Origin of the sequence: Vibrio sp. J2-3(2022) (genome assembly GCF_021725735.1) — a bacterium.
Taxonomy (GTDB): domain Bacteria; phylum Pseudomonadota; class Gammaproteobacteria; order Enterobacterales; family Vibrionaceae; genus Vibrio; species Vibrio diabolicus.
Genome location: NZ_JAKKCK010000001.1, coordinates 55,543 through 80,872, shown reverse-complemented (window position 1 = coordinate 80,872; position 25,330 = coordinate 55,543). Strand labels below are relative to the sequence as shown.

Below are 25,330 nucleotides of genomic sequence, written 5' to 3'. Positions count from 1 at the left end.
GACATTCTTTATAGGTATCATGCACCTTTTAATGCCAAAAGACATTGTCAATAGCTACTTTAAAGAACCTTATTTTAACACTTTCGAACTAACTCTATTTACAGGTTGGCCTTACGCATTTTTCCGAACATTGATGTTTGTTCGTTTAATCGTTCAACCTAACTCAGGTGAAAAACGAAAGTTACCCGATGTATCCCAAGAGGTGCCTAGATGGTACCGTCTATTATCCTTCATATTAATATGGGTAATTATGATAAACTCTACAATGTTAACGCTTGTATTTTTTATCGCAGGTTTCTTAGCACTAGCGGATCATTTATGATATTGACTTATCCAGTTAAATCCAACATCACAATTTAAATGTAAATAACGACACTAACAATTGCACGTAAATGACAAATATATCATCCAATTTGGATATTTTTAAAATGAAAGTCTAGAATGTAAAAAAATAAACTTCCTAAATATAGTTTTTTGTTAGTATCTGAGCAAATTAATTATTAGCTAGAGGTGCTCTATGTCGGGATTATTTGAGTATAAAATAAAAACTCATGATAACTTATCATCAATTATATTAAACATGTATGGTGCTCCATATGGTAGCAAGGACTATCAGAGAGTGCTGACTCATATAATGACATTGAACAAGCATATTTCAGATCCTAACCGCATTAAAGCAGGCGATATCATTTGGTTATCAGCTCTACCCAAATCAAGCACCCAACTTAACACTCAACGTAACAATGCTTTACCTCCTAAAAGTATCGCGAAGCTAGGGACTTACCCAGCGTCTAAACCTCAAATATCTAGTTCTCCGCCCCATAAAGTTTTGCCTCCCAATATTCTCAGCTACAATCAACCTCCAAAATCGATCTCAAATCAAGTTCCACCACAACATGCTGATATGTTTTGGGCGTTAGCATGGTTAGAAAACAACGCCAATATGATTACTATTCCAGGAGGTACCTTGATGGGTGCTACAGGAAACTTGATGAGTAAAGGAAATATTAAGCTCATTGAGAATATCAACGACCTTTACGCAAACTATAAAAACGGAGTAATAAGTAAAGGACAATATGATGGTCGACGTAAGAAACATCTAGACCTACTAAAGAAAAATGTTGGCCCTATGGAAAAGCTGTTGTTTGGCAACAAAACGACTCACCAGTCTATTCGTATTGCTCGAAGTGGAGGATTACCAGCTAATGCTCATATAGTTAAACAGGCCGAAAAACTGAATAAAATAGCTCAGGCATCTAAAGTTGGCGGACATGTTTTAGTAGGTGTTGGTCTAACGGCTTCCTGTATTCAGATCGCGAATACACAAGACCAACATGAGAAGAATGAAATTTTTGTTGAGTCAATAACTAGCACAGCTGTAGGAATGGGTACCAGCGCGTTAGTCGGTCTATTTTTAGTATCAAATCCTATTGGTTGGGGGACTGCTATTGTACTCGCTGCAGGTTCAACGGCTGTAGGCTACGCTTCCGGCAAAGTGGCAAAAGGCTTTTATAATTCAAGTGAAAGCAAGCCAAACTTAGTCGCTAGTACTGGAATAGAAGCTATATGCAGCAAGTAATCACATTTCTTTTTTACACTTTAATGACTGGTGTGGTTATTATTTTCTTACAAACCATTTTTATCGGTGTCATGCACTTTCTGATGCCAAAGAAGATTGTTGGGAACTATTTTAAAAAACCATATTTTAATGAATTTGAGCTTTCTCTATTCACGGGGTGGCCTTACGCATTTTTCCGGACATTGATGTTTGTTCGTTTAATCGTCCAACCTAGCTCAGGTAAAAAGCGAAAATTACCTAATATTTCTGGAGAAGTACCAAAATGGTATCGTTATTTGTCGATTCTATTACTAGTTATTATCATTGTTAACTCTGTTGTCGTTGCCCTGACTTTATCAATTGGGGCCGTTCTTTTAGCAATTGAGTGAGGAATTAACACTTAAATATAACGATGTACTCGACGAAGAGAGTTCAGGCAGAACTCTCTAATCGCCAGTGTTTTGCCAACAGCTCTCTACTCTTCTTCGTTGAGACGACGAATCAACTTAGCTGGTGTGCCTCCATATAGACAATCTGGCGGCACATCATGGTTAACGACTGAATTCGCCGCAATGACTGAGCGAGCACCTATCGTCACACCTTGGTTAATGACGGAGTTACCGCCAATCCACACATCATCTTCAATCGTGATAGGTTTACAAAACGTCTCCCAACGTCGGCGACTTCGGTAATCAACAGAATGAGAAGCCGTATACAATTGCACGCTTGGACCGATTAGCACGTGGTTCCCGATAGTAATTTTAGCGCCATCAAGCATGACCACATTCATGTTGATAAAGGTTTCTTCGCCGATTTCGATGGTTTTACCGAACTCGCAATGGAAAGGTGCTTGAACAATGCAAAGACCCGCTTTGCCAAACAGCTGTTTTTGTAATTCGTCGCGCTGACTTTCGTCGGTATTGTTATTGAGCGCTCTAAGTGCTTGAAGGGCATGACTTCTAATTGCGTCAATTTCTTTGTCCATGCCATCAAAGATTTGACCAGACATCATTTTTTCGAGTTCTGTCACTGGGAGACTCCTACAACCTGCAATTACTACTTTCAGATTAATCACACGGTACGTGAATTGCGGAATAAAAAAAGAGAAAAGCCTGCACTTTTCCCTTTCCTGTTTTTATATTTTGTGGAGTCTGTCGACTTACACGATTTCCCAGCTGTGGGTCATCTCAACACCTTCACCTAGCATTAAGCAAACCGAGCAGTATTTTTCTAGCGAGTCAGCCGCCACTTTTGCTACGACTTCTGGGTCAAGCTCGTCACCTGAAACTTCAAAGTGGATATTCACTTGCGTAAAGATACGTGGTGCGGTTTCACGACGCTCTGTGGTTAGCTTGGCATTAACTGACAAGACCTTTTGTCCTGCCGTTTTCAAACCGTCGACAACATCGACAGAGCTACAGCCACCAGCGGCCATTAGTACCATTTCCATTGGGCTTGGTGCCGTTGCACCGCCATTGCCATCCATCACTACGGAGTGACCCGACTGAGATTGCCCAAGGAATTTAAAATCTTCTACCCATTTAACTTCTGCTTGCATGATTTACCTCATTTAGCATCGCTCGTTGAAGACATCGTTGCCCTATCAAGCGGTGTATTTCGTGTCGATACTTTAGCTTTCTCGCATAAAAGGGCAACGGAATTTTCAACATTGCTGTAATTTTTTCGCTCGGTTGCCTTTCTCTATACGTAACACTTTTTATTTCAGTCACACTTTCTACGAAAAACAACGTTGAGGTAGCTATGAAGAATATATCTAAGTTATTGGTCGGATTCTCTTTCGCACTTCCTGTCTTGTTTCTACTTTTGAGTAAAGCAGGCACCGCCGATACGATGGATAAGATGAAGGCTTCAGAGAATGCAGAAATCGCCACACTAGCTGGCGGCTGTTTCTGGTGTACAGAATCTGATTTGGAACAGTTGACTGGCGTAGTCGATGTCATATCAGGCTATTCTGGTGGTCATGTTGAAAACCCAACTTATCGCCAAGTTTCATCAGGTAAATCAGGTCACATAGAAGTGATCGAAGTTAAGTACGATCCAAAAGTGGTTAGTTACGAGCAAGTGTTGGACTACTTTTTTCGTCATATCGATCCTACTGACGATAAAGGCTCTTTTGTCGACCGTGGCCCACAGTATCGCCCTGCTATTTTCTATCATAACGCGGAACAAAAGCAGATCGCAGAACAGTTTATGATGGAAATCGACAAAGCGATGATCTATCCAAAACCGTTGAAAACAGAACTGATCGAGTTTGAGAAGTTTTATCCTGCAGAAGAGTATCACCAAGACTACTACAAAAAGAGCAGCTTAAAGTATAAGTATTACCGCTATGCGTCTGGTCGAGATAAATACTTGGATGAAGTATTTGGTGATGATCGTAAAGAGACCCCAAAAACGCTTCGTCAGTTGATCGAAGAAAAAAAGTTGATATCAAAAGTGAAAGCGTACAGTAAGCCTGCTAAGTCCGAGATCAAATCAAACTTAACAGAGTTGCAATACTACGTAACGCAAGAAGAAGGCACCGAGCGTCCGTTCGACAACGAATATTGGGACAACAAAGAAGCGGGGATTTACGTTGATATCGTAACTGGTGAGCCGTTGTTTTCTTCTACCGATAAATACAAATCGGGGACGGGTTGGCCAAGTTTCACTAAGCCAATTAACCCAGGTTACATCGTTGAAAAAACCGATTACAAGCTGATTTATCCAAGAACGGAAGTTCGCAGTAAGTTTGGCGATTCTCACCTTGGTCATGTGTTTAAAGACGGTCCGAAGCCAACAGGATTACGCTACTGCATGAACTCTGCGGCAATGAAGTTTGTGCCTGTAAGTGAAATGAAAACGCAGGGGTATGAAGAGTATCTGTATCTCTTTGATAAATAGTTCGTATTCATTCAACTTCAAGGGCATACGATGGCGAATGGGGAGGACCAGATGAAAGGTTTTAAAACACAATTACCAACCAAAATCTGCTCTGTTTGCCATCGCCCATTTTCTTGGAGAAAGAAATGGGCAAGAAATTGGGACGAAGTCGTTTACTGTTCTGAGCGCTGCCGAAGAAACAAATCAGTCAAAAGTTAGAACCACAAAAACTTTATGCCACACTGCTAGCCTTATTTTCCAAGGTTACTTTGCCCAGACCAAGCTGCGCTTCACCAAGGTAACAAGGCACCATCATAAGCCCAAAATGCCCCACTATCCTGCGGGGTTGCTTTGTCAATCAATCCCCATAAGTCTCGCGCGACACGCTCTGGCCTAAACAGCTTTCCTTCAGGTACATTCGCTTGAAAAGGTGCCGACAAAGCCGTATCTGTTGTGCCTGGGTGAAGAGCGAGTACAGTCCCGTGTTTGACCATTCTCCGCCATTCAATCGACATGGTTTTGAGGAACATATTTAACGCGGCTTTCGATGCACGATAGCTGTACCAACCGCCTAAGTGATTATCACTAATACTGCCAACTTTGGCCGAAATGGTCGCAAACTTGGGGTTGGTACTGCGTTTTAACTTGGGCGTGAAGTATTTCGCCAACAGTAAACTCGGCAAAGTATTAACCATGATGGTTTGCTGAAAAAAGTCTGCGTCGAGCGAGCTAAGATTCTTCTCAGGACCTTTATCTTGGGTATGCAACATACCAACGCAGTTCACCAACCAATCAACATGTTCAATTTGCTCACTGAGTGCTTTCACCTGCTCGTCCTGCGATACATCCACTTGATGCCAAAATACATTTGGGTGTTGCCAATCTGGTTGGTGATTACGATAAGTGGCATGCACGCGAGCTTGGGGAAAGCGAACTAGCGCTTGTTGAACGATCGCCAATCCAATGCCGCCATTTCCACCAACGATCAGTATGTCCATTACAAGCTCTCCAAGTTTTCCATATAGTGCTCTGCGGTATCTAATATCGCTTGGCGTTGCTGCTCTTCCATATTGTCCCAAGATCGGAAAATCATCCCTATACGTGGATTCGTTGCTAAGCGTTTGTCGTGTTTGTTCATAAAGCGCCAATACAAGCTGTTAAACGGACACGATCCTTCCCCGCTCCTCGCCTTATTGTCGTAATGGCAACCCTTACAGTAGTCGCTCATTTTGTTGATGTAAGAGCCACTCGCCGCATACGGTTTGGTGCCAACAATCCCACCATCTGCAAACAGTGCCATACCGCGCGTATTGGGCATTTCTACCCATTCAATCGCATCAACGTAGATACCGAGATACCATTCATCCACTTGGTCTGGGTCGATCTCGGTTAATAAACAAAAGTTACCGGTTACCATCAAGCGCTGAATGTGGTGCGCGTAAGCGTAATCAAGAGACTGGCCAATCGCGTTGCGCATACAGGCCATTTTGGTTTCGCCGTTCCAGAAGAAGTCTGGCAGCTTTCTACTCGCTTCCAGTTCATTCTTTTTCGGGTAATGAGGCATGTTCGCCCAATAAACGCCTCTGATGTACTCTCGCCATCCCAAGATCTGACGAATAAAACCTTCTACTTGAGAAATGTCTATGTCGGCATTGGCATGAAATGCCTTAAGTGAAGCGTCAATCACCTCTCGCGGATTCAGCAGCTTGCTGTTCAGCGAGAACGAAATCCGGCTGTGATACAAGCTCCATTTAGCCTCGTGCTGACCTGTCATGGCGTCTTGAAAACGACCAAACAATGGCAAACAGACCTGACAAAAATGCGCGAGTAAAGACAAGCTTTGAGAGCGATTTACTGGCCAAAGTAAATCACCATTTAATTTACCTATGGTTTGAATGTTGTGCCGACCTAAGCGCTCGACAATATCACTGACGTCATGACTAAACATTAATGGCTTTGGCAGCTGTTCAATGTCTTTTGCTTTAAGTTTATTTCGGTTATTGGCGTCGTAGTTCCACTTTCCACCAATAGGCTTACCGTCTTGCATCAAAATGTTGAAACGCTTACGCATACGGCGATAAAAGTGCTCCATCATGATGTGTTTACCTTGGGGAAACTGCGATTCTATTTCCTCAAACGGTAACAAAAAGTGTTCCGAATCGACGCTGCGCATCACGACCCCATCAAGCTTTAGTTTGGCTAACTGCTCTAGTAAACGGTATTCGTCGGGGCGTTGATATTCAAACTTACTTGCACCAACTTCACTCACGTAGTGTTGTAAGACTTGCGCAAGATCCTCGAAAGATTGTGTGTCATCCAACGTAAGGTGCAAAACTTGATGCCCTTCTTCCTGCAGCTCGTTGGCAAAATTCGCCATCGCAGAGAAAAAAGCGCACACCTTTTGAATGTGATGCGTAACGTAAGTGTTTTCTTGTTTTAACTCAGCGACAAGGTAAAGCACCGAGTCGTCTACACGTTGAAACCACGAATGCTCGCTATTAAGTTGGTCACCAAGAATGAGCCGAACCGTCTCGTAATGCATCGGTTATCTCCCGCTCTCTTTTTTTGACGCAATCGGCCAATCCACCATATCGACACTATCAAGATGTACGCCTACGCATCTCCCCTGCCATTTGTCGATAAATGAAAAATCTGGATCATAAATTTGTGTCTGCTTTTCTAGATTAAACTGACGTGAGCCACGTGGGTCAGCGCCAACACCAGCTAAATACTGCCAGTTGCCCCAATTAGAGCCGACATCGTAATCAATCAACTGAGTTTCAAAATAAGCAGCACCGTAGCGCCAGTCGAGTCCGAGTTCATGAACCAGACAACTCGCGACCAGTTGGCGCCCTCGGTTAGACATATAACCCGTTTTATTAAGCTGATGCATACATGCGTTAACGATTAGAAAAGGTGTCTCGCCTTTCTTCCACTGCTTAAAGCGTTGCGCATAAAAGCTGGTCAGTGGTGGCTGGTTGGCGATACCGCCAAATCGAAACAACTTCTGTTGATACTTTCTCGCGTACCAATAAAAGTATTCCCGCCACAACAACTCGAAATAGATCCAATAGGTTGAATCATTTGCTCCGTTCTTCCGCTCATATTGTTTGAGCATGGCATAAATGATTGTAGGAGAGACGCAACCATGAGCTAACCAAGGTGAAAATTTAGTTGAATACTCCACCCCATCAAGCCCATTGCGCGTCTGTTTATATTCGCTCGCTAAACTTGAAGCAAAATAGCGTCGACAATGTTCAAGACCGCTCAGTTCTCCGCCATCAAATGCTGGTTTGGTGTCAAAGTAATATGTCGTGGCGGTAGGAAAATTCATACCTGAAGGTTCTGGCGGTAAAGCATGAACGCTCTCGTAAGGTTGAGAGAGGTCTAAACCTTCGACCTGCTTTCTAAATTTCGTGAAGGTCGCAGGCAGTTGCCTTAATTCAAATGGCAACTGTTCTTCGCACAACAAAGTGCGTATCGCTTGCTGTTTGATGTTCACATGGGGAGTGCCTTCAATTGCACGCTCTAGAGCCTGTTGCTCATCCGAACCAGCAAACGCATCAGCATAAATATGAGTGATACCGAAATGACTGATGGCATATTTGATCGCTTGATAGGGCGTCAGTTCAACCGTCCATAATCGTTGCCCCAATTTAGCTAAAGATTGATTAAGTTCATTAAGCGATGCCTCGAGAAACTGCAATTTCGCACGCCCTAAAGAGGTCTCCTGCGCAAAGTGCTGCAAGTAAGGTGTCACCGAGGGGCGACAATACAAACAAATTAACTCATCCATTTCTGCACAAGCGTCTATCAACAGCGGATTGTCATGCAAACGCAGGTCATTAGTGAACCAATACAATCCTATTTTCTTATCCAAGTCGCACCCTCTTTTTGTAAACTCGGAGTCCCGCGTTCTTGTTGCAAATAGCCTAAGCGCTAAGTCTTTTATTCCACTCGTTGTTGTACGGGCAATAGAGCTTTACGATCATTAGGTTACTGACAATCTCACTAAACCGATTGGCTGGTCATCTTAGAGCCCTTAACACCAAAACATCGTTTGCACATGTTTCATACTAAGATTTTATAAAATTAAAATTTGGCGATATTGATAACGGTCTTAATCACTCATTTTTTATATAAACCATGCAAAAATGATAAAAATTAAAGCGATATTGGTTAATATCCGTTAATCTAAGTCCAATTCCATTTTGCTAGTACCATCGCAGAAATGACCGACGAGTTTAAAAAATCGACCGCTAATTTGAAAAAAGCGGTCCCACTAATGATCAAAAATCATGTTGCTGCCACGCCAGCCAACTATGCGCTTTGGTATACCTACGTTGACAAGACCATTCCTGAACTCAACTTTGAGTTGGATACGGTGTTAGAAAACTACGGTATCTGCCCGCCTGCAACCAATAAACAGCTTTATAACAACTATGTTGCCAGTAAAGCAGAAACTAGCCTTGAAGATCTTAGAACCAATGTAGAAGTTCTGCTGCATGAAGTGTCCAGCTCGATGAGCGATACACTTTCAGATACTTCTTCCTTTTCTGAAATGGTAGACAAAAGTTTTAATAAGCTAGAAAAAGTTGAAGACAACAGCTTAAGTATTGAAGAAGTGATGGTGGTGATTCGTCAACTTGTCGCAGAGTCACACGAAATTCGTCACTCGACAAAGTTTTTGAATAGCCAATTAACTAATGCGAGTGAAGAAATTTCTCGCCTCAAAAATCAGCTGGCTGAAGTACAGCAAGACGCATTATTTGATGGTCTATCCAACCTTTACAACCGTCGAGCTTTTGATAAAGATCTGTCTTCGCTTATCGCATCAAATCAAGCAATGACCTTGATCATGCTTGATATCGACCATTTCAAGTCATTTAACGACAATTACGGCCATCTTTTCGGCGATACGGTGCTAAAAGCCATTGCCCGTCGACTACAACAAAGCTGTCGAGATGGAATATGCGCGTATCGTTTTGGTGGTGAAGAGTTCGCTTTAATTGTGCCCAATAAGTCTCTGCGAATTGCTCGCCAATATGCAGACACCCTACGCCGCATGATAGAAAAACTGCGCATCAGAGATAAGCGTTCTGGTACACAAGTTCACAGCATTACCGCTTCTTTTGGGGTAGCAGAATATGAGGTGGGTGATACACCTGAAGCTCTGGTCAATAAAGCCGATAAGCAACTTTATGAGGCAAAACAACTCGGTCGTAACCGCGTAATGCCCATTTAAATCAACTTGTTATGTAAGCTTGGTTAATAGGACCGACTTTTTCGAAATAGAATAAAAACCCCGCACTATTGAGTGCGGGGTCTATTTATCTGGCGCTTCACATCTTAATCGACACTGTAGCAGTAGCTTAGAATATAGTCGTCACCGTTTTTCGCAGTGTATTCTTTATCTTCGCTGCATGCCATCGGCTTACCTTTTTTGTCGCCTTTGATTAGGCTGATCCAGTGGCGCATCGCCGTCGGCGCATTACCCGTTAGTTCAGGATTAAACGTAGTGCGTGTTTCCAGTTGAATGTCATCAATATCCATCAACTCCACACAACCGGTGCCTTTATGACAGCCAAATAGCACTTCTACGTGGTTACCTGAATCGTCTTTAAACAAGATCGATTTTGGATCTTCTTTCTCACCCGTATACGCCACAAAGTGTTTTGGGCTTTTCAGGCCGCTGTGTGTGCCGTCTTTGAAGTAAGCCAATACATGGCGGTAATCAATTACGTAACTTGATACATCTTGGTGCGACCCGTTCTCCAATGGGAACATGCGGTCTAGTAGTTGCTTCGCTTTTACTTGCTTCTCGCTCTGCTGCTCAGCACTTACCGCTTCGACGGCAAATACAGCTTCAGCGATAAATGGGCGTTGTTGTTGTTGCATCTCTTTTTTATCGAAGTTCAGCATATTCATCGTCATATCCTCGCACTTAAAAAAACTCGTCCTAGAGTAAAAACTTAATTCCTTCGTTTAAGTTTCAGGCAATTCTGTGAAGTTGATGGTTAATTTCCTTGCCTGCTTATTATGTAGATTAGCGAAATATTGACTACAATTTCACAACAAAAATTTTACAATGTGAATTTTACAAAATGTCTGTGTCAAAAAGCCTTATTCGTCAGTCCCATTTTCTAGGTACGAAAATTCGCAACCTAAGGAAAAACAACCATTTAACGATGGAGGATTTATCTGCACGCTGTGTAAGGATCAATCCTGAGTACGCACCGTCGGTATCTTACCTTTCGATGATAGAGCGCGGAAAACGCGTTCCGAGTATTGATATGCTCGAAGTAATCGCGGAAGTTTTTCAAAAAGATCCTGCGTGGTTTTTAGATGATGAACCGGAATTAGAGGCCATTACCCCCAACAAAGGGAATCGTGGCGGTATCAACGGTATGGCATTGGAGCCGAGCTTTTTGTTCTCCAATGATATTCTCCAAATCGCGATTCCAGAGATGTTGTCTCAAACGGGTATTACTGGACGTCAATTCGCCCACTTGTTGATCCGTGCGCACCAAGAGAACCATCAAAACCATTTTCCTGATTTAGAACGCGCTGCCGAAGAGGTCGGCTTGAAACGCCTGAATCTATCGGTAGAAGATCTGATAGATATTGCGAAAAGCATGGGGTTGGATATTCGCTGGGTAGACCGAGCACCACAGGATGTGATTGATGAACTGGGCGTCAGCGCCAAACAGTTGATTACGTCTTTTATGGAGCCACCTGGTACCATTTATCTCAATAAACGAATGCGTGACTACCCAACCCGATTGAAATATGACTTGGCGGTATACATCGGCCATCGCGTGCTCCATAGCAGTGATGCAATGAATAACGTTTTATCTATTGGGCATCAAAACAACTGGGAGCAAATGGACAGCCCAGTTTCCAACTCTGAGCTCAACTCGCAAGATATCCTACAAGCTTGGCGCGATTTTGAGTCCAGCTTTTTTGCTGGTGCCTTGCTTTGCCCCAAAGTACCATTTCGTCAGTTGCTTGACCGTTCCGGTTACGAAATTGATGTTCACAAAAAGGCCGGCGTTTCTCCTTCCGTTGCGATGCGTCGTATGACCGTGGTTTCTCCGTACCCTCATTGGCACTACTTTGATGCCTATGGTCCGGGCAAGTTGAAAGCGGTATATCGTGGAAATGGCATCCCGCTTCCTTGGGGCAATATGCGCAAAGTGAACGATCCTTGCCAACACTGGGCCGTATTTAGACGTCTAGCCCAACCTTTGGATACCAGTTCAGCGCAAATTTCGATTTTGAATGTGGGCGACGAGCCACGTATTTACTGTTGTGAATCAGTCAACGTATTTGACCCTGCGGGGAACAACCGAGTGTTGTGCGCGGGGATAGATTTAAACCCTGCGATTTCTGCACAAGGTGGTGATGCGGTTTCTATTGCGGAAGAGCTGAAGTCACTTTGTGTCGCTTCCGGCGGAAGTAGTGTCATTCCTCCCCACATCAAAAAAGACTTAACAACCATCGCTAAGATATTAAACATCAATTGGATAGAACGAGGTATTCAAACCCAAGCTAGGCTAATCTGCTCAAGAGGGGCCGTTTGTCCAAGGCAGCCTAGTTGTTACAGTAAGTGCGGAGAAGCCGATGAGACAGGTGACGACGTGAATATTATTGGTCTCTAGAAAGAAAAAACGCCAATCACAATAATCGTGATTGGCGGTATATACTTGTGAACAATGTGTATTCACTAACAACGTCAGTTGGCTAGGTGACCCTCGGCTTAATAAGGGTCACTCTAGATAAAGCACGATGCGTGCCAACTTTAAAAAGGCCGTTTTTTAATAGATCCAGATGCATATCGTTGCTTTATTGACCATAAATTTCGCAAACTGCATTTGCAAAATGCAATAACATGCAAATATGCCACTTCATGCACTGCTAATAATGACTCTCTCAGCAAAGAGTCTATTAACATGTAAAGTCATATATTCTTATACCCAAATGATGGTGAGATTTCGGATTCTTAACCTTACCACTGCTCCAAAGCCCTGATTGAAACTGGGCTCAGGTTCATCCGCCATGTTTTTGTTGATACATTCTCTCATCGGCTATTTTCATCATTTGCTCTGGAGATGACATGTCCGGATCAAATATCGCGTACCCAATGCTGGTTCTCAGGTAAATGAGCGCTTCATCGTAAATCACGGGCGTCGAACATAAAGCTAACCTGAGCTTTTGTAGCAGAGACTGAACATTTTCTTCCGTCCCAGGGTTATGAACGACAACTAAAAACTCATCACCTCCCATTCGGGCCACTATATCTGATTTACGCAGAGAGCTTCTCACTCTTTCAGCCGTAGCGACTAAGACCTTGTCGCCTGCGTCATGACCATAGGTATCGTTAATATGTTTAAACCTATCCAGATCTATATTGATTAAGGCGAAGCTGTAACGCTTTTTGTAACGTTTCGCTATTTCAAACTGCTGCTTGTAAAACTTCATAAAATAGCGACGGTTTGGTAAGTGCGTCAGTTCATCATGCAGTGCTCTATCATCCGCAATGGTGTATAAGCGATAAATCGCAATAAGCGCGAGGCTCAGTGCAAAAACAATGGGATAACCGATAAGCCTTGCTAAATAAAGCTGATGCCAAGGAATTTGACGGTCGAGTTTGTCTCCGGAGAAAACCACCATACTCCATCCACCATAAGGAAAATGAACCATTTCTTTCGCGTATGGCTTTTTGGTTTCACTCAGTGCGCCAAAGAAAACGTCACCAAAAGCACCGCCACTGTCGTAACCACGAATCATCAAAGGGTAGCGATAAGAGAAATCGATCACGCCAGTTTCTCGCATCAGAGCATCAAAATTAATCACCGCACTGATCACACCCCAATAATCCTGGTTCAACGGTGGATCAAGAAAAACCGGAACCCGCACGATCAAGCCTTTGCCGCCTTGAATCAAGTTGACAGGCCCTGCTATAAATATTTCTTGTATATCCTTAGCTTTTTGCACCTGTACCCACTGCTGTGGCACCGTTCGGTAATCGAGGCCGATTAAACGCTCATTACCTTGGCGGGGAAATATATGACTGATAACATCATTCTTCGCAATGCCAATGATCGTAATATGTTTGCTTTTGCTCAGGATGCGGTGAGCCGCAATATTCAATTCGTCTTCTTGGTTTTTAGGCAGTAAAGTAATGAGTGTCGCCAAGGTACTGGCTTTATAGATATCCGCCATAAGTACCGCTTCCAAATTGGAACGGAGGGTGGAAAGTTGCTCTTTGGCCTCAACTTGAACTCGCTCTTGGTGAAGCTCTTGCTGATTTCGATGCAACAGCTCAATAACCCCAACGCATAAAGCGAAAAAACTGAGGAAGAACAATGCAAAATAGCATCGCTTTCTGGGTAAATAACGCATTTTCTCCCCACAACTCGTATATCGTTACGAGATTTTTATTTATTGTTAAAATTCTTATTATCACAAGAATAACCAATCCCAATCGGAAAGGTAACAGTGATTAAAATTTTTTATGTTTTAGGTATGAGATGATGCATCAACAAGGCGATTTATTTGGCGGTACTCAGTGGCAAGAAGTAGAAAGGGGTAAACTCTATTACGATCCTTACTTTCTTAGCCATCTAGAAGCGGAGCACTACTTTGACCAACTTCTGGAAACACTGCCATGGCATCAAGAGCGCATTACCATGTTCGGCAAGTCAGTACTTCAACCTCGTTTACAAGCGTGGCACGGTGATGCAGCATATACTTACTCAGGCTTAACCATGCAGCCTCACCCTTGGACTCCTGAGTTAACTCAGCTCAAAGTGCGCTGTGAGACGATTGCGGATGTAGCCTTCAACTCTGTACTTGCCAACCTATACCGACACGGCCAAGATTCGATGGGCTGGCACCAAGACAATGAACCAGAGCTAGGTAGAAATCCGGTTATCGCCTCTTTGAATTTAGGTGAAACACGTCGATTTTTGCTCAGAAATTTACATTGTAAAACTGAGATTGAATATGAGCTTTCTCACGGCTCCTTACTGGTTATGGCTGGCGAGCTCCAACATCACTGGAAACACTGTGTACCAAAAACCGCGAAAACCAAAGGTGAACGTATCAATCTGACTTTTCGACAGATTTTTAACTATTGACTCAGCTTTTACATTCTTAATTAATATTGATGGTAGGTTTAGATTCAGGACTTCATAGGGAATGGATTTATGCGTATCAAACCTCTTAGCTTAGCGGTCTTACTCTCTTGCTCACTTACCTTTGCTGTTCAGGCATCACAGGAAGAGATACCGCTCCTAGATAATGCTCAATCAGCACAGTTGATTCGTAATACCTACGAGCAGGAACTGTTCACTTTACCTGCGTTTAAAGAGGGGCACTTTGGCTTACGCATGTACCGCCAGACATTAGATGAGAAATATCACGCTGCCGTTTGGACCGACATGGCACAAGTAGCTAGCCGATTAAACCGATTTGCTAATGAAGTCGTTGAACCTGAAGATATTATTCTTTATTCATCACAAAGATTGACCGCGTATCAAGAGAAAGAAAGTGAGCGAGGGCAACGACGCTATACCGTCACTAAACACCATCCTGAATATCTTTATCTTGGCGTGGATTTGCTTGGCGCAATGGCAAGAGCAAACGAATATGGTCTGAAACATAAGCAAGACAAGACGCTAAGAAAGATCCTGAGGCGCTACGATTTCTCGCGTTACGTTACGGACAAAGAAATGATAGAGGCGTGGGCAGCTCAGCTCGCAAACCAAGTCTACTGGCTTCGCCAGCTAGGCGAGCAAGATGTGGTCGACGAATTCACTCAAACCTTCCGTAACACCTACCCTGACGATAAAGATAAGATGCTTTCAGCTCAGCAGTATTGGAACAAACTCTATGGTATGACGCACATCATCTTTGCCGACTCACAGTACTATCAAGAACGAGTAAGCGAAAAGAAACACCAATGGATTTATGATTACTTTCGCAACAACATCGACACTATCCTACTGCGCGCCAAAGAAGACGTAATTGCAGAAGTCGGCATTTCGTTTTTGTTAGCAGGCTTGGATCACGATCCGGTCGTCGAGAAAACCCGCCAAGCCATTCGTCACGCAATCAACGCTGAAAAAGGGATGATTCCATCGGTCGATGGGAGTTTTGATCTCAAGTACGGCGAGCACCGTAACGTGCTAGCCATCATGCTGCTCGATTGGAAAGGGGTACATAAAGCGCCAACTTATCAAGAGCACCCTGACGCTTTTAAATCAATACCCTACGGCTTAATACCTAAGCCTTAGAAATAATAAAACCCGCCATTTAGGCGGGTTTTTAGTGTGCATCTTCAATCTAAATTAGAGCGAGATGAAAATGCCCGCTAAACACGCACTCATCAGGTTAGCGAGTGTGCCAGCAGCAACCGCTTTTAGGCCTAAACTTGCTACATCTTTGCGGCGCTCAGGTGCCATCACGCCGATAGAACCCAGCTGAATCGCAATTGAGCCAATGTTTGCAAAGCCACACAACGCAAAAGTGATGATGACTTGAGTATGCTCAGACAGCGTCGCTTTGTGCTGTACAAAATCGATAAACGCGACAAATTCGTTCATCACAACTTTCTGACCAATGTATGAACCCGCAGCAAGGATTTCGTGGCTTGGCACACCAATCAACCACGCTAGAGGTGCAAACAAGTAACCAAAAATCGCTTGTAGCGTCACACCAGAGAAACCAAGTATGTCACCTAAGTTTTCTAGTCCCGTGTTCACCATCGCGATAACACTAACAAAAGCGATAAGCATGGTACCAACAGCAACGGCCACTTTCATACCGCCCATAGCACCGCTTGCTAGCGCATCAATAACGTTGCTTTCTTCTGATTTATCTAGCTCAATATCGTTGTAATCGCTTGGCGTTTGGCGTTCAGGAACAATGATTTTTGCCATCATCAAACTACCTGGAGCTGCCATAAAGCTTGCCGCAATCAAGTATTTTAGGTCAACACCTAAACCGGCATAACCACCAAGCACACTGCCCGCCACTGAAGCCATACCACCAGCCATCACAGCAAACAGTTCAGAGCGAGTCATGTTCGAAAGAAATGGACGAATAAGAAGTGGGGACTCGCCTTGAGATAAGAAAATGTTACCTGTTGCAACCAGAGACTCTGCTTTGCTGGTGCCCAAGAACTTCTGGATAGCACCGCCAATAAATTGAATCACTTTTTGCATAATGCCCAAGTAGTAAAGGGCGGAGATAAGAGCACTGAAGAAGATGATGATAGGAAGGACACGAATAGCGAAGATAAAGCCAGAAGAAGCGAGGTCACCAAAGAGGAATTTAATCCCCTCATCAGCAAAGCTGAGTAGCCCCGCGACACCATTACTTAAACTCGCCAGCGCCGCCTGACCTAACGGGAAATAAAGCACTAAGGCAGCAAATCCCATTTGTAGCATCAAGGCGCGAGATACGGTTTTCCAATTAATGGAAGAACGGCCCTCAGAAAGTAGGAAAGCACAACCTAGCAGTGCAACAATACCAAATAGACTAAATAGAACACTCATGAGCTGGACCTACTGAACGTTGAAAAAGAAAAAAGAGCCAAAGGAATTGGCAGAAGAAAGGGACAACGCAGCGAGTGATAACTCGCCTTCAGATCCAGAATGTAGACAGAACGAATAGTTCGACATCTTATTTTTACCTTATACAAGCAATTGAACGTAGCTGGTCCGGTCCGTGGGGTCATTCACTGCTGGCGAGCGTATTGCTTGGCCTGCTCCATGTGACGGCTTGTATGGGTAAGGGTCCTGAACAACTAAACCCTAATTCCCGCTTAAACGGGACGCAAGTATAGCCAACAAAAAGAGATATTCATCACATTTATTTACGCAAACGTTCAAGCGTTCAAAATTTAGGCAAAAACGTTCTTTTGTCGTCATACTGTTAATAAAAGTAAGGGCATAAGGACAGACTTTGATGGTAAAAAACGCAAAAGTGACCAATAAATACGCAATCAAACTCGAAAGATCCAAAATTCGTCATTTTGCTCTCGCCAACAGATGGATTTTGGTTATACAATTCGCGGTGCTTCTTTTCGAGGCCTCTGAGTATTCAGAGCATCATGATGCCGAGATGGTGAAATTGGTAGACACGCTAGCATGAGGTGCTAGTGCCTTTGGTGTGAGGGTTCGAGTCCCTCTCTCGGCACCATTATCCTTCTTCCCTAATTTTGTTCGAGTGTAATGCAAAGTTCTAAGCAGGCAAGACAGTCTACAGATGCTAACCAACTTCTGAGTGAGCTTGCGGTTCACGCTTTATTGCACCTGCACTTTAAAATTCACGCGTCCTCAGATGGCCTCTCCCTTAAAGAGCGTAACGACTTACTGCAGAAATGGCTGAAGCCAAAACTGAAGAGTAATCGCTATAAGCTGATTAAAAAGCCGTTAAAGTCTTTGACTCAACGGGCAAAAGGCGAGAACGGAAATCTGGAAGCGTTACTCGAACGTTGCGTGGGTGCAGATAAACCAAGTAACCCTCAACCTGATCTAGATAGCTACTTGCTGTTGATTAACGAGATTGAGAAGAAGTTGGGGACTACTATATTATTATCTCGACCGGAAGACGTCGACTTATCTCACGACCAACACGGCTGTTTGCTATGTGTGCTTTCTGAGAACTTAAATCAGCATTTCGATGATAATAACGCCCTAATCGCTCCTATTTCGATGCTGTTCCGCGGACCAATGAGTCAACGCTCACTTTTCCTTGGCAGTATTTACGCCAGTGGCACCTTCAATTATGAAGTGCAGTACCAGGACGATCAGTTCGTTCGTATTACATTAGAGTTGGCGTAAGTGTAACGCTAAGAAACAAATCGAAAAAGGCCGCGAAACTCGCGGCCTTTTGCTTTTCTATATTCAAACCTTAATTAATCGATTTCTTTAAACCGAGCAGTAAAGTGGCGCAGCACTGGTGGTTCATACTCAAAAGTGAGCCCTTTTAACTCATGTGCACGATTTTTCAGTTCGATAATCGCATCCGCAATGTAATCCATATGGTCGTTTGTGTAGACACGGCGTGGAATGGTCAAACGCATTAATTCTAACTCTGACGCTTTTTGTTTACCTGTTTCAGGGTCACGACCAAGCAGCAGCGATCCTATCTCTACTGCTCGAATGCCCGCTTCCAAGTACAAGGCATTACACAATACCTGCGCAGGGAACTGATCCGTTGGAATATGTGGCAAAATCTTCGCTGCATCCACAAACACCGCGTGACCACCCGTTGGGTATTGAATTGGAATACCTCCTTCACGTAAGCGCTCACCTAAGTATTGAACTTGGCTAATTCGGTAGTGAAGAAAATCTTCATCTGCCGCTTCATACAAACCTCGAGCGAGCGCTTCCATATCACGCCCAGCCATACCACCGTATGTCACAAACCCTTCCATGGGTACACAACGTGTCTGCACTGCTTGGAACAACTCTTTATGATCGCGAATACAACACATACCACCAATGTTTACCATCGGGTCTTTCTTAGCCGACATGGTGAGCATATCGCCGTATTGATACATCTCGCGAATGATTTCCAGAATCGATTTATCTTCGTACCCTTCTTCACGCTGCTTAATAAAGTAGGCGTTCTCACAGTAACGAGCCGAGTCAATCACCACTGGAATATCGTACTTGGTTGCGATTTCGTACACGCTGCGCATGTTTTCCATCGACACAGGCTGGCCACCGGAACTATTACAAGTAATCGTGGTGATAATCGCACAAATGTTATGCGAACCGTGCGTTTCAATTGTTGCCACCAGCTTATCGATATCAAAATTGCCCTTCCAATCATAAGGCGTAGTGGTGTCGAATGCTTCTTCCGTTACCACGTTAATCGCTTTACCGCCATTGAGTTCAATGTGACCCGCTGTGGTATCAAAATGGTAGTTCGAGATAAATACTGGCGTTTCACCACCACGCACCTGACGCATACGCTCAATCAAAGCTGGGAACAAAATTTGCTCGGCACCACGCCCTTGGTGCGCAGGCACGGTGAGCTTATAACCGAAGAAGTGCTCCACTGCATCACATAGGTTGTAGTAATTTCGGCTACCCGCATAGGATTCATCCCCCATCATGATGCCAGCCCACTGATTATCGCTCATGGCACCAGTGCCAGAGTCAGTCAGCAAATCGATATAAACATCATCACTACGAAGAAGAAATGGGTTATAACCCGCTTCTTTTAACGCGACTTCACGGTCTGCCAAAGTGGTCATTTTGATTGGCTCAACCATTTTGATACGGAAAGGTTCTGGAATACGTTTCATTGTTAACTTCCTTATACGCATTGTCCTACGCGCTATCACGTAAGACTAAAAAACAAATAGATAAAATGCTTTTCAATGCGGTTGCATTGAGGAAATCAACGAGAAGAGATTTTACTAAGAAGAGATAAGCAGTAGTCTAGGTTGTACCAGAACGACAGCACCAAACGGCTATCGAGAATATCCTTTATTCTCATCGTCTTCGCCCTCCTGATAAAAATAAAAAGCCAGAAACCCCATGTTTCTGACCTTTTCAATATAGTGCAGTTTTCAATCAATTTTCAGTGAGGTCACCCTCATTTTAAGAAGGTCTCGCCCTTTTCATTCTGCGTTTGATATTACTTTCTTTGACTAAATAATCGAAAAGTGGCGCGAATAAGTTAGCAAATAGAATCGCTAACATGATGCCTTCTGGATACGCTGGGTTCAGCACTCGGATAAAAATCGTCATCACACCGATTAATAGTCCGTATGCCCATTTACCGTTATTGGTAAAAGCCGCCGAGACGGGATCTGTCGCCATAAAGAAGGTACCAAACGCAACCCCACCAATCACGAAGTGCCAGTAGAACGGCATGGAGAACATTGTGTTAGAGTCCGAACCGATCGCACTCAATAATAATGAAGCCGCCACTAAACCAACCAACACGCCTGCAACGATTCGCCACGACGCAATCTTCATAAAAATAAGAACCAAGCCTGTTAGTGTAATTAACAACGTGGAGACTTCACCCATCGAGCCTGGTAAATTACCAACAAAAGCATCTCCCCATGAAATTGGCTCTCCCGTCATATTATTTATCAAGGCACTTTGCCCACCTTCATACCATTGGCTAAGTGGAGTAGCGCCAGAGTAACCATCAGCCGCGACCCATACCGCACCACCAGACATGTTGGCAGGATAGGCAAAGTATAAGAACGCGCGCCCTGCTAAAGCTGGGTTTAGGAAGTTTCGCCCCGTACCACCAAAAATCTCCTTCGCCACAACAATACCGAAAGTGATACCTAAAGCCGCTTGCCACAGTGGAATTGTCGGAGGAAGGATCAGTGCAAAGAGTATAGAGCTGACAAAAAAACCTTCGTTCACCTCATGCTTGCGCACAATAGCAAACAGAACTTCCCAAAAACCACCAACGATAAACACCGTCGCATAAACGGGTAGAAAGTAAGTAGCACCAAGCCACATTTTACTTACCCACCCCGCTTGTGAAACCGCATCTAACGAGCCCCATACCCAACTCAGTTGCCACGAAGAAGCCAGCGCTTGCTGAGCTGAGGCTTGATCCATTCCATACAACAAAGCACCGCTGGACTGCTGACCTATGTTGTACATACCCCAGAACATGGCAGGGAAGACCGCCAGCCACACCATGATCATAATACGTTTTAAATCGATGCTATCTCGAACGTGAGTCATGCCCTGGTTAACCTTACCAGGCGTGTAAAAAATGGTTTCGACAGCTTCGAACAATGGATAGAACTTGTGATACTTCCCACCAGGGCCAAACTTAGGTGTCGCTTTCTCAAAGTAGTGTTTAAGGCTCATAACAACTCCTCCTTTATCTAAAAGATGGTACGCACTGCCGTAAAAAGCGATCGTTTTTTAATCTCTTAGCCTTCCTTCTTCGTATTCCATTTTGTTCGTCGCTCTTCCCTCATCTCTTCTAATTCGGCGAACTGTTAATTCGAAACTTAAAAGGGAATGCCCATGGATACACTCGCCATCGATTTAGCCAGATTCCAATTTGCCTTTACTGTCTCTTTCCACATCATTTTTCCAGCGTTTACGATTGGTTTGGCAAGTTACCTCGCCGTGTTAGAGGGCTTGTACTTAAAAACGGGCAACAAACAGTACATGCAGATATATAAATACTGGCTCAAAATCTTTGCCATCAGTTTTGGTATGGGTGTGGTAAGTGGCATCGTGTTGAGCTATCAATTCGGGACCAACTGGAGCGTATTTGCCGACAAAACAGGCCCAGTCTTAGGCCCGTTAATGGGATATGAAGTTTTCACTGCGTTTTTCCTCGAAGCTGGTTTTTTAGGCGTGATGCTCTTCGGTATGGATAAGGTAGGCAAGAAGCTCCACTTCGCCGCGACTTGTATTGTTGCATTCGGGACGTTTTTGTCTGCGTTTTGGATACTTTCGGTCAATAGCTGGATGCAAACACCAACGGGCTACAGTATCAACGAAGCCGGACAGTTTATCCCAGAAGATTGGTGGGCGATTGTCTTCAACCCTTCCTTCCCTTATCGGCTCGTTCATATGTTGCTCGCCGCTTACCTCACTACCGCCTTTGTTGTAGCGGGCGTTGCCGCTTATCACTTACTAAAAGCAAACCATAATCCACTAGCCAGAATTATGTTCTCGATGGCAATGTGGATGGCAGCCATCGTGACACCAATTCAAATCGTTGCTGGAGACATGCATGGATTAAACACCCTTGAACATCAACCCGCCAAAGTCGCCGCGATGGAAGGGCACTATGAGTCTCACCAAGGCGCGCCATTGATCCTCTTCGGTATCCCTAACGATGAAGAAAAACGTATGGAATACGCACTGGAAATCCCCAAACTCGGTAGTTTGATCTTAACTCATGACCTCAACGGTGAAGTGAAGGGATTAGATGCTTTTCCAGAGGAGGAACACCCTCCTGTCTCTATCGTTTTCTGGTCTTTCCGAGTAATGGTCGCGCTTGGTTTTGGCATGCTTGTTATTGGTTTGTGGAGCCTATGGCTAAGAAAACGTCGCAAACTTTTTGATTCAAGGGCACTTCAACGTATTTGTGTCCTGTTTGCCCCAGCGGGGTTCATTGCAGTTTTAGCAGGCTGGATAACCACCGAAGTCGGTCGCCAGCCTTACACCGTATACGGTCTTTTAACCACAGCCAATTCGGCATCGCCTATTGATGCCGCCGCGGTGAGCGTCTCCCTGACGGCGTTCATCGTGGTTTACTTTGTGGTTTTTGGAGCTGGCTTCTTCTATCTCCTGCGTTTGATGCGCAAATCTCCAACTCGTTATGAAGAAGGCTTAGACAGCCGACTTCCTGATGGCACGAAAACCGATGCCATCACACACTCTAACCATCTAACCTAGGAGGCTAGCTCATGGATTACGCATTAATTTGGTACGCTTTGATTGGGCTCGCCGTTCTGATTTATGTCGTGTTAGATGGCTTTGATCTCGGTATTGGTATCCTATTCCTCAGCGCTAATGACGATGAAGAGCGCGACATGATGATGAACAGCATCGCTCCTGTTTGGGATGGTAATGAAACTTGGTTAGTTCTTGGCGGTGGTGGGCTTTTTGCCGTGTTCCCCCTCGCCTACGCGGTCATTATGCCAGCACTCTATGCTCCCCTGATTTTAATGCTGCTCGGGCTAATTCTGCGCGGGGTTTCTTTTGAGTATCGCTTCCGAACACAACGCGGAAAGTTTTTATGGGATAGCGCTTTTTTCATTGGTTCACTCACCGCGGCATTGATGCAAGGCATTATGCTTGGAACCCTGCTCCAAGGTATAGAGGTTAGTGAACGAGCATACGCAGGTGGATGGTTTGATTGGCTTTCGCCGTTTAGCATATTTTGTGGCTTGGCGCTTGTTTGTGCTTATATTCTGCTCGGTTCATGCTGGTTATTAATCAAGCTTCCAGAAGAGCTGATGGGGCGCTATTACGTGGTCGCGCGACGATGGGGACTAGCGATGGTAGCCTGTATATTCATCGCCAGTTTGTGGCTGCCATTGAGCCAAAATATCGTATTTGAACGTTGGTTCTCATTACCAAACTCGCTGCTGTTTTTCATTTTACCAATCATTGCAGCGGCACTCATTTGGCAGCTATTCAAAGCCTTACTCGACCACAAAGCTGTTCGTGCCTATGTACTTGCCATCGGCCTGTTTCTTGTTTCCGCGATGGGTTTCGGTGTCAGTACATTTCCTTACTTGGTTCCCTTCGCACTCACTTATCAAGACGTCGCCGCGCCAGATAAAAGTTTGGCATTTTTACTTGCCGGTACGGTGGTATTACTTCCTCTGATCATAGCCTACACGGCTTATTCGTATTGGGTTTTCCGCGGTAAGATGAAACGTGGAGAGGAATATCACTAATGAAACTAAAACCCATTTTGTGGTTCATTGGTATTTGGCTGGCAAGCGTGGTCGCCTTGTTTATCGTCAGTTCGCTGATACGAGCTGCGATATTGTAGGCCAAGAGTCTACTGCACCACATCTGAAGCCATTGAGGTCTATACTCAAGCAAGGGTAAAGCAACGGAGTGTTTTTATGACCTTAAAGCAAATTCTGGCAACTTTGATTCCTTTGACAGGTCTACTGTTTTCACCAAATGCATTGTCCGTAGACAAGCAGATGTCATCCGCCATGAAAAGTAAAATGCGGTCTATTTGCTCCACAAAAGACGATCAGGGCCATTGGCAAGTTGCTCAAGCTACTCCTGACGCTAGACGCTCACTCAACATGGTGCTTTATCAAATGAATGCCGATGATAAATTGAAAGCGATTCATGAAGTGAGAACGAAAATGGTCGGCGGAACCCATTATGCATTTGAGTTCGAGTTGCAAGATGGCCAAGTCTGGAACGCGATAGTCCTGCACAGTGCCCGAGGCGATTACATGATCGAAAGACACGCCAAGAAAGGTGAGCTTTGCTCCAAAGAGCAATAAACACTACAGCTCTACAGTCAAAACAGTAAAGGCGACTGAGTCAGTCGCCTTTACTGTGGGTATGTTTAGGTATCGCTTCAAAAGCTTGGGAAAAGTAATAGCTTTTAACCTGAGGTCTAATCAAATCACAAGCTAACCCAAGGTCATCATGCTTTGTGAAAGGTAAATGTTCTGATAGAACCTCTTTTGACTTTTTATCAACCGTTTTAAAAGATTCAATAATTCTTAGAGGAACGTGAAACTGATGATCTCTCACGAGAAAGAAATAGTATTGGAGGTGCTCGCCATATGTCGCAGCGTTATTAATCTCGCTACCAATTTTCACAGCTTCAACACGACTGCCTTCACAATCAAATTTAAACACATTGGTAATTTCTGCTTCCATAGAGCCTGGTACATAAACGATATAGCCAGCACTGAGCTCATGACCAATTAATACATAGCTCTCGTCGCGCTCATGCAGTTGATACGCAAAAGAATGAAATGCACTACAAAGTAAAATGAATCCAAGCCGTTTCTTCATTTTGTCTTCAACTCATTTATGACTTTACGTACGAAGTTTGCCTTAGCATCCGTATATTTTTCGATGGTAATTTCAGCTTGTTCCACCAAAGAAAGTTTTAGAGAAACATGAGGAAAGTGCGCAATACCTAGTACCATATCGATAATAGGTTTGGCAGGCATATCCAAAATGGCAGTACTGCCAATATGCTCGATTTGAGTTGACATCATCTCCGTCACTAACGCCAGTTCATATCGGCTGCGTGCAAAATCCTGTCGCCATGCAGGATCATGTTTAACAACACCTACGTTGTAATTGGCTAAACCTAATTTCATCCATCCCTCTCCTAATAAACCCAAATATCATAAGAAGGAAATTATCC

General features: G+C 44.0%; 25 protein-coding genes and 1 tRNA gene. 14 read left to right on the top strand and 12 right to left on the bottom strand.

Annotated features, from left to right (window positions below; translation table 11 throughout):
• The first annotated feature begins 517 nt into the window (after positions 1-517).
• Both L3V27_RS00380 and L3V27_RS00375 read left to right on the top strand, forming a co-directional pair.
• Positions 518-1,579: a glycine zipper family protein gene (locus L3V27_RS00380; protein ID WP_237310689.1), complete on the top strand. Its 1,062-nt coding sequence runs from the start codon at positions 518-520 to the stop codon at positions 1,577-1,579.
• Positions 1,567-1,947: a hypothetical protein gene (locus L3V27_RS00375; RefSeq protein WP_047008157.1), complete on the top strand. Its 381-nt coding sequence runs from the start codon at positions 1,567-1,569 to the stop codon at positions 1,945-1,947. The genes L3V27_RS00380 and L3V27_RS00375 overlap by 13 nt, the downstream gene beginning before the upstream one ends.
• A gap of 86 nt (positions 1,948-2,033) precedes the next feature.
• On the opposite strand, the gene L3V27_RS00370 is transcribed toward L3V27_RS00375, so the two are convergent.
• Together L3V27_RS00370 and L3V27_RS00365 are read right to left on the bottom strand one after the other, a co-directional pair.
• The gene (locus L3V27_RS00370; protein ID WP_005393677.1) at positions 2,034-2,588 is read right to left on the bottom strand and encodes a sugar O-acetyltransferase; all 555 of its coding nucleotides are present in this window, start codon (positions 2,586-2,588) and stop codon (positions 2,034-2,036) included.
• Positions 2,589-2,717: 129 nt separating this feature from the next.
• A complete protein-coding gene (locus L3V27_RS00365; protein WP_005393675.1) occupies positions 2,718-3,116 on the bottom strand; it encodes an OsmC family protein in 399 nt (132 codons plus the stop codon).
• A 203-nt stretch (positions 3,117-3,319) separates the two neighbouring features.
• Between L3V27_RS00365 and msrB the strand changes: the two genes are divergently transcribed.
• Both msrB and L3V27_RS00355 read left to right on the top strand, forming a co-directional pair.
• Positions 3,320-4,462: a peptide-methionine (R)-S-oxide reductase MsrB gene (msrB, locus tag L3V27_RS00360; RefSeq protein ID WP_048624689.1), complete on the top strand. Its 1,143-nt coding sequence runs from the start codon at positions 3,320-3,322 to the stop codon at positions 4,460-4,462.
• Between the two features lie 51 nt (positions 4,463-4,513).
• Positions 4,514-4,660: a DUF2256 domain-containing protein gene (locus L3V27_RS00355; RefSeq protein ID WP_074189751.1), complete on the top strand. Its 147-nt coding sequence runs from the start codon at positions 4,514-4,516 to the stop codon at positions 4,658-4,660.
• A 71-nt stretch (positions 4,661-4,731) separates the two neighbouring features.
• On the opposite strand, the gene L3V27_RS00350 is transcribed toward L3V27_RS00355, so the two are convergent.
• Genes L3V27_RS00350 through L3V27_RS00340 form a run of 3 tightly spaced genes read right to left on the bottom strand, consistent with a single transcriptional unit; the run spans position 4,732 to position 8,321 of the window.
• On the bottom strand, positions 4,732-5,439 hold the full coding sequence (locus tag L3V27_RS00350; RefSeq protein ID WP_005393660.1) for an SDR family oxidoreductase: 708 nt from the start codon (positions 5,437-5,439) through the stop codon (positions 4,732-4,734).
• A complete protein-coding gene (locus L3V27_RS00345; protein WP_124007467.1) occupies positions 5,439-6,983 on the bottom strand; it encodes a cryptochrome/photolyase family protein in 1,545 nt (514 codons plus the stop codon). The genes L3V27_RS00350 and L3V27_RS00345 overlap by 1 nt, the downstream gene beginning before the upstream one ends.
• Before the next feature lie 3 nt (positions 6,984-6,986).
• Positions 6,987-8,321, bottom strand: coding sequence for a DASH family cryptochrome (locus L3V27_RS00340; protein WP_237310688.1), 1,335 nt, complete (start codon positions 8,319-8,321; stop codon positions 6,987-6,989).
• 351 nt (positions 8,322-8,672) lie between these two features.
• Between L3V27_RS00340 and L3V27_RS00335 the strand changes: the two genes are divergently transcribed.
• The gene (locus L3V27_RS00335) at positions 8,673-9,686 is read left to right on the top strand and encodes a GGDEF domain-containing protein (protein ID WP_005393654.1); all 1,014 of its coding nucleotides are present in this window, start codon (positions 8,673-8,675) and stop codon (positions 9,684-9,686) included.
• A 104-nt stretch (positions 9,687-9,790) separates the two neighbouring features.
• On the opposite strand, the gene L3V27_RS00330 is transcribed toward L3V27_RS00335, so the two are convergent.
• The gene (locus L3V27_RS00330; protein WP_005393653.1) at positions 9,791-10,369 is read right to left on the bottom strand and encodes a malate synthase; all 579 of its coding nucleotides are present in this window, start codon (positions 10,367-10,369) and stop codon (positions 9,791-9,793) included.
• A gap of 176 nt (positions 10,370-10,545) precedes the next feature.
• Between L3V27_RS00330 and L3V27_RS00325 the strand changes: the two genes are divergently transcribed.
• The gene (locus L3V27_RS00325) at positions 10,546-12,102 is read left to right on the top strand and encodes a DUF3612 domain-containing protein (RefSeq protein ID WP_080955914.1); all 1,557 of its coding nucleotides are present in this window, start codon (positions 10,546-10,548) and stop codon (positions 12,100-12,102) included.
• 388 nt (positions 12,103-12,490) lie between these two features.
• Here L3V27_RS00325 and L3V27_RS00320 read toward each other — a convergent pair whose 3' ends face one another.
• Positions 12,491-13,846, bottom strand: coding sequence for a diguanylate cyclase (locus tag L3V27_RS00320; RefSeq protein WP_164665369.1), 1,356 nt, complete (start codon positions 13,844-13,846; stop codon positions 12,491-12,493).
• A 131-nt stretch (positions 13,847-13,977) separates the two neighbouring features.
• Between L3V27_RS00320 and L3V27_RS00315 the strand changes: the two genes are divergently transcribed.
• Together L3V27_RS00315 and L3V27_RS00310 are read left to right on the top strand one after the other, a co-directional pair.
• Complete coding sequence (locus L3V27_RS00315; RefSeq protein WP_237311539.1) at positions 13,978-14,583, top strand: alpha-ketoglutarate-dependent dioxygenase AlkB; 606 nt, start codon at positions 13,978-13,980, stop codon at positions 14,581-14,583.
• Positions 14,584-14,652: 69 nt separating this feature from the next.
• Complete coding sequence (locus L3V27_RS00310; RefSeq protein ID WP_006741264.1) at positions 14,653-15,741, top strand: DUF3541 domain-containing protein; 1,089 nt, start codon at positions 14,653-14,655, stop codon at positions 15,739-15,741.
• Between the two features lie 54 nt (positions 15,742-15,795).
• Here L3V27_RS00310 and L3V27_RS00305 read toward each other — a convergent pair whose 3' ends face one another.
• Positions 15,796-17,004 (bottom strand): NupC/NupG family nucleoside CNT transporter, encoded by a 1,209-nt coding sequence (locus tag L3V27_RS00305; RefSeq protein ID WP_005393641.1) that lies wholly within the window; start codon positions 17,002-17,004, stop codon positions 15,796-15,798.
• Positions 17,005-17,566: 562 nt separating this feature from the next.
• Between L3V27_RS00305 and L3V27_RS00300 the strand changes: the two genes are divergently transcribed.
• Together L3V27_RS00300 and L3V27_RS00295 are read left to right on the top strand one after the other, a co-directional pair.
• Positions 17,567-17,650: transfer RNA gene (locus L3V27_RS00300), tRNA-Leu, on the top strand.
• Positions 17,651-17,682: 32 nt separating this feature from the next.
• On the top strand, positions 17,683-18,294 hold the full coding sequence (locus L3V27_RS00295) for a DUF2913 family protein (protein WP_104973361.1): 612 nt from the start codon (positions 17,683-17,685) through the stop codon (positions 18,292-18,294).
• Positions 18,295-18,368: 74 nt separating this feature from the next.
• Here L3V27_RS00295 and L3V27_RS00290 read toward each other — a convergent pair whose 3' ends face one another.
• Together L3V27_RS00290 and L3V27_RS00285 are read right to left on the bottom strand one after the other, a co-directional pair.
• Positions 18,369-19,769: a tryptophanase gene (locus L3V27_RS00290; protein WP_237310687.1), complete on the bottom strand. Its 1,401-nt coding sequence runs from the start codon at positions 19,767-19,769 to the stop codon at positions 18,369-18,371.
• A gap of 298 nt (positions 19,770-20,067) precedes the next feature.
• On the bottom strand, positions 20,068-21,312 hold the full coding sequence (locus L3V27_RS00285; RefSeq protein ID WP_237310686.1) for an NADH:ubiquinone reductase (Na(+)-transporting) subunit B: 1,245 nt from the start codon (positions 21,310-21,312) through the stop codon (positions 20,068-20,070).
• 162 nt (positions 21,313-21,474) lie between these two features.
• On the opposite strand from L3V27_RS00285, the gene L3V27_RS00280 reads away from it, so the two are divergent.
• From L3V27_RS00280 to L3V27_RS00265, 4 genes are all read left to right on the top strand, one after another.
• On the top strand, positions 21,475-22,863 hold the full coding sequence (locus L3V27_RS00280) for a cytochrome ubiquinol oxidase subunit I (protein ID WP_237310685.1): 1,389 nt from the start codon (positions 21,475-21,477) through the stop codon (positions 22,861-22,863).
• An 11-nt stretch (positions 22,864-22,874) separates the two neighbouring features.
• Entirely contained in the window at positions 22,875-23,873 is a 999-nt protein-coding gene (gene cydB / locus L3V27_RS00275; protein WP_237310684.1) for a cytochrome d ubiquinol oxidase subunit II, read from the top strand.
• Positions 23,873-23,971 carry a DUF2474 family protein gene (locus L3V27_RS00270; RefSeq protein ID WP_080955913.1) on the top strand — a complete coding sequence of 33 codons (99 nt, stop codon included), beginning with the start codon at positions 23,873-23,875 and terminating at the stop codon, positions 23,969-23,971. The genes cydB and L3V27_RS00270 overlap by 1 nt, the downstream gene beginning before the upstream one ends.
• A 76-nt stretch (positions 23,972-24,047) precedes the next feature.
• Positions 24,048-24,446 carry a cystatin gene (locus tag L3V27_RS00265; RefSeq protein WP_237310683.1) on the top strand — a complete coding sequence of 133 codons (399 nt, stop codon included), beginning with the start codon at positions 24,048-24,050 and terminating at the stop codon, positions 24,444-24,446.
• 40 nt (positions 24,447-24,486) lie between these two features.
• Here L3V27_RS00265 and L3V27_RS00260 read toward each other — a convergent pair whose 3' ends face one another.
• Positions 24,487-24,969, bottom strand: coding sequence for a hypothetical protein (locus L3V27_RS00260; RefSeq protein ID WP_005393627.1), 483 nt, complete (start codon positions 24,967-24,969; stop codon positions 24,487-24,489).
• Positions 24,966-25,283, bottom strand: a complete 318-nt coding sequence (locus tag L3V27_RS00255; RefSeq protein ID WP_237310682.1) for a GrpB family protein — start codon at positions 25,281-25,283, stop codon at positions 24,966-24,968. Before L3V27_RS00255 ends, L3V27_RS00260 begins: the two co-directional genes overlap by 4 nt.
• Positions 25,284-25,330 lie beyond the last annotated feature (47 nt).